At 37.0% G+C, this 5191-nt stretch carries 3 protein-coding genes; 2 read left to right on the forward strand and 1 reads right to left on the reverse strand.

The features are described 5' to 3' along the window. Positions 1 to 180 (reverse strand): hypothetical protein (locus tag ACQR30_RS06245; RefSeq protein ID WP_429732830.1); only part of this gene is annotated, 180 nt, incomplete at its 3' end. 1094 nt (positions 181 to 1274) lie between these two features. On the opposite strand from ACQR30_RS06245, the gene ACQR30_RS06250 reads away from it, so the two are divergent. Together ACQR30_RS06250 and ACQR30_RS06255 are read left to right on the forward strand one after the other, a co-directional pair. After that, entirely contained in the window at positions 1275 to 4340 is a 3066-nt protein-coding gene (locus tag ACQR30_RS06250; protein WP_429732833.1) for a SusC/RagA family TonB-linked outer membrane protein, read from the forward strand. A gap of 29 nt (positions 4341 to 4369) precedes the next feature. Beyond that, positions 4370 to 5191: RagB/SusD family nutrient uptake outer membrane protein (locus ACQR30_RS06255; RefSeq protein ID WP_429732835.1), on the forward strand; the 822-nt coding region annotated here is incomplete at its 3' end.

Raw genomic sequence — 5191 nt, forward strand, 5'->3', positions numbered from 1 at the left:
ATTCTGGAATTTTTGAAAGCGAGGTTTCTGATGTTTTGGCGGCTTACAGCAAGGCCATTTCACCCCCGTGCTCAGCGTTTGCGTCGCAGTATCCGATTGGCGACTAATACGCCAGTTAAACTGTTCGGTGCTGGCGTTTGATCCTACTTTTCCCGTTGCGTCTAAGAGATCTTGATCCAAAAGCAGTAAGATTTGATGGATAGCCTCTTACCTAATAGTTATCCGGCATACTCTAGTGATTAGCCACTATGCCAATAACATATTTGTTGACTTTGCAAAGCTCTGCTATGCATTTCAAACCTCAGGTCGCGCGTTTGCTCATACCGTAAAGCAAAACGATAATTACAAAAAGCATTTCCAAATACCTTCAGGTATAATTTCTTCTCCTTGCCAGCTATCTTGATCTGGGCATTGCCCAATCAAACTCACAAATAACTCAAGGTTCATACTGATGCTTAATATAAGCCGCATGGACGTCGAGCCCTCTGGTCTCTAATATTATCACATACTGTGGAAAAACTGATACTAGAAACAGCGGCAGCTTTTCATTGTTCCAAGATGTTTATCTTTCTTTATTGCTGCTTCCATGACAATCTGAACGTTTAGCTTCATTATCTTTTAAATGACCATCCATCAGAGCGAGGATTACTCATTTTGGCTGGGGGAATTGCAGGAAAGGGATATCGCCTATTGTTCCATTCCGGAGATATTTTGCAATGGCCGAACTACCCCACTTTTGGGCCGCATCTTGCTGAAGGCAGCCAGTAAAAGCATAAATATAGGACGACTAAAAAGTCGAATACATCAGGGCAAGCGCTTTAAAAGTATAAAAGTCTCGAAGGGTGTACATTCTATCCTAGGAGGGCATATAAAGAGATTGAACTAACTGAAATATCGCACTTGTCGATTTTTTGGTTGAATTGCAATGAAATCTCGATCGATAAACTGTTAATATTAGGTAGATTTTTTCTTAAATTTTATAAAACTAACAACTATATGGGACGTTTTCATGCTTTTATTCCTTGTGAAAAAAAATAGTGCAAACGTTTGCAAGTCAATGTTTATGAGCATTTCAGGAAAATGATGTTTTTGCATTAATAATTTTGAACAAAATCTCCTTTTACTTTGTTTAACAAATAGCTTATGAAGATTAGATATTGTTTTATTCAACTTTATGTATTACATATTTTATAATCTTTTTGATTTGCGCTATAGGTGCAAAAAGCAATAATTAAATTTTATTTATTAATCATTTACAAAAACAAATGATACGAATGATACGTAAGTCGCTGGCCAAATTGTTTAATTTAAGACTCTCAATGGGATGTTGTACATTTCTTATTTGTGCATTAATTACTTTGCCGCAATTGGTAAACGCTCAAGCCAATAAGACACAAAAAGAGCTAACAGATACTTCTGTAAGTATTAAAGTCGATACTGTTCCACAGGAAGAAGATCTTTCCAACATTGATACAATGGCAAGAGGAAAGGGTTTGGTAGATTCTTTGATTAAAAGAAATGCCTACAGCATGGTGGATAGTATCCCAGGAATGAGAGATAAAGTGGACATTAAAGTAATTGAACGTCAACCATATATATCTGTGCAGCAATATGTAAAAGGAAGTGCCGCCGGCATTTATTCAGTGGAAGAAAGCGGAGAACCCGGGACGGAGGAATTGATGTATATCAGAGGACTTACGCAGCCCATTTTGAATCATAGAAATGCTTCAGATGCCCAACCTGCAGTTTATGTGAATGGCATACCTCTTATTCAAGATAATCCTTTTGTATATGATATTCAAGGATATGATATAAATCCAATTGGCCCAGCAACCAATTTATTATCTTCCATTGATCCATCGAATATTGAAAGTATTGAGATTTTAAAAGATGCCTCTACTCTTGCCAAACTCGGGCCAAATGCTGCCAATGGAGCAGTTTGGATAATACTTAAAACACCCGAATCCGGAAGGAGAAAGATTGAGATTAACTCATATTATGGATTTGTACAAGCGCCTACAAATATTTATACCACAAATGCGGCTTATCAGAATGCATTTGAGCAGCCCTTTTATCAAAAATATGCAACGACCGACCAAAAATTAGCCTACCCTATTTATTTAAGCGATTCAACGGATCTAAATTATTACGGAACTTCTAACTGGAACGATTTGTATTTTAAAAGTTCTCCCGTCCACTCAATAAATATGAGTCTTTCCGGCGGGTCCAAAAGGGCTAACTTTAGATTTAACATCAACAATACATCAAATAAAGGAGCAGCGGATGGAACGGGATTAGATAAATACGGGGCAAATTTTGCTATCAATATGACGCCAGTAAAATGGCTAAATGTTTCGGGTTTAATCGATGCCAACAGGTTACAAAGGCAAAGAAATCAGAATTTGAGGGATCGTTTTGCAGAAGTACGTTACTTCCCCGATTTGACGACCCCGCTTCCTCCTAATAAAAATGTTTACAGTCAATACTTGGGTGCTTTTGGCAACGTCGGTAATGACGACAATAAAAATAATGTCATCCGTGGGCAATTCGGATTGTCTGCTAATTTTAAGAACCTTACTTTGGTTTCTCAGATGGGCTTCGATTATAATGAAGGCATTAGAGATTTGTTCATCCCTTCTGCGTTTATTAATGGCAATAATTTTACCTCCAATTACTTTGGCTACGATCAAAGGTTTTTTGTAAAATCGTCAGCGACTTATGACATTAAATTTGGGGTAGCGCAAAAACAGAAAATATCGTTAACGGCAGGTCAACAATACCAGTCAGATAAATGGCATTACGATTATATATTTGGGTATAATACCCCTAATGACTTTATAAAAGTTCCTTTAGCCGACATTGGTTCAGACGGAAACGTAGAATCTTATGCTGGATATGGAGCAACCGTTTATGCATATTCTGATAACCAAATTATCCGCTTAGCTTCTTATTATGGGGAAGTAAAATACACCCTAAACGATTACTTTAATTTGGCATTCACGCTTCGTCATGACGGCAGTAGCGCGGTACAGCCTAACCTAAGATGGATTACGACACCAAGTGTAAGTGCTAACTGGGACATTAAGAGAAATCTATTAGTGAATAGCAACGCATTTAGCAGTTTCAACTTACGTGCATCTTATGGGAGAATAGGAAGGGCTTATAGTACCGACAGGTACCAGGGGGGACCTCAATATGTGGTAGACGGAAGTTTTAATGGAGATCCATCTATTGGAACTTATTTAGAAAAACCCATTACGTCTCGTCCATATACTTTAGGCTATACTGGTTACAATATTGGTTGGCAATATAGCAACAAAACAGATGTTGGTGTAGATGTAGGCTTCTTTAATGGTCGATTGACTGCATCTTTAGATTGGTATAATAACGATGAAACGAATAGCTTGTTGGCAGTTCCGGCTATTGGAGAGTCAGGCTATACATCGACTTTTGAAAATGGCATGAAAGTGAATAACACAGGCCTTGATCTTACTTTAAATGCACAAATTATTAAAAGTAGAATACAAAATGGGTTTAACTGGTCTCTTAATGGAAATTTGAGTTATAATAAAAATGTATTAAAAGCCCTACCGGGCGGCGTTCAGCAAATTATTTCCGGCAACAACCTATTAAAGGTGGGCTCACCAATTGATGCATTTTGGGTGTTAGAAAATAAAGGGGTCTATACTTCAGACAGTCAAGTGCCGACCGTTAATGGTAGACCTTTGAGTATTGCAGGAAATGCATTTAAGGCTGGGGATGCTATATGGAAAGATCAAAATAATGATGGTGTAATTGACGATAATGACCGGATATTAAAGGGACATTATTTACCATCTATATATGGAGGATTTGGTAGTGATTTAAATTATAAAAAATTCAATTTAAATTTTCAATTCACCTATGCTTTGGGCCAATCGCTTTTAAATTCGGATGTATCTAATAGGCTCAATTTTATCAACAATGAGAGTGGAAACGACATTAATTCGATTAAAGAGATATTTTATTGGCAAAAGACTTTTAATCCGAATGATTATCCACAATACAATCCTTTTAGCAATGCGGTAAACTATCGTTTATATCAGGATTTATTCATTCAAAATGCGTCGTATGTGAAACTGCGTTCTGCATCATTTGGCTACGATTTGAGCGGCGCAAAACATGGAATTTTCAAGACTACATTTACGAAAGCCTTGATATACGTATCGGCAACCAATTTGTTTTCTTTCACAAATGACAAATATGTGAATCCAGAATTGGTTGATTATACCGGTACTTATACTGGTTATGGTATGACAATGCCCAAAACTTTTATTTTAGGTATTAAGTTGGAATTATAATTACGAAATATTGTATTAAATAGATAACAATGAAGCACAGATGGTTTAATTTATATTTTATTTCTCGCTATTGGGCGGTGTTAGCTTTAATTGCAGTACTTACCGGTTCTTGCAATAGAACATTGGATGTACAATCAACACATGCCTCGACCGATCAAACTCAATGGAAGTCTTATGACGATGCTAAATCAGGTGTATTTGGTATGTATGCATTATTAAAGGCGGCCTATGCAAGAGACAACGCTTATTGGCTTTATGGAGAATTAAGAGATGGAGACTTTAAATCTGTTTCAAGAACAGATTTGGCTGCCATTATTAGTGGGAATCTCAGTGCTTCTTACCCTATTTTGCAGGACTTGTCGAATTGGCAACCTTTTTATGCTGCTATCAGCGCCGCAAGTATTTTTATAGAAAGATCTAGTGGTTGCTTAGCGGATGCCAGATACACTAAGCAAAACAACAAAGTAGATATTGCGGAAGCTCATGTGGTAAGAGCTTTTGCCTATTTTAATTTGGCGCGTATATGGGGTGACGTCCCTTTATGGACCAATTCCAATGACGGGGATTTCAAAGCATTGCCGCGCTCTTCAAGAGAGAAAGTGCTACGATATGCTGAACAAGATATTTTGTCTGTAATCAATGATCTTCCTTTTTATTATGGCAGTAATTCAAGTTCTCCGCAAAATATTTTACCTGGAAACTATTTTGGTGGTACACAATTCCAGCTAGAAAATTCATTATTTGGGCGCATTCAAGCATATATTATATTGGCGCATATAGCTGCTGATTTAGGTGATTATAGTGATGTAGAAGCTTACACTTCTTATGTTCAAAATAATATTGGAATAATT

Origin of the sequence: Arachidicoccus sp. (assembly GCF_050436765.1) — a bacterium.
Lineage (GTDB): Bacteria > Bacteroidota > Bacteroidia > Chitinophagales > Chitinophagaceae > Arachidicoccus.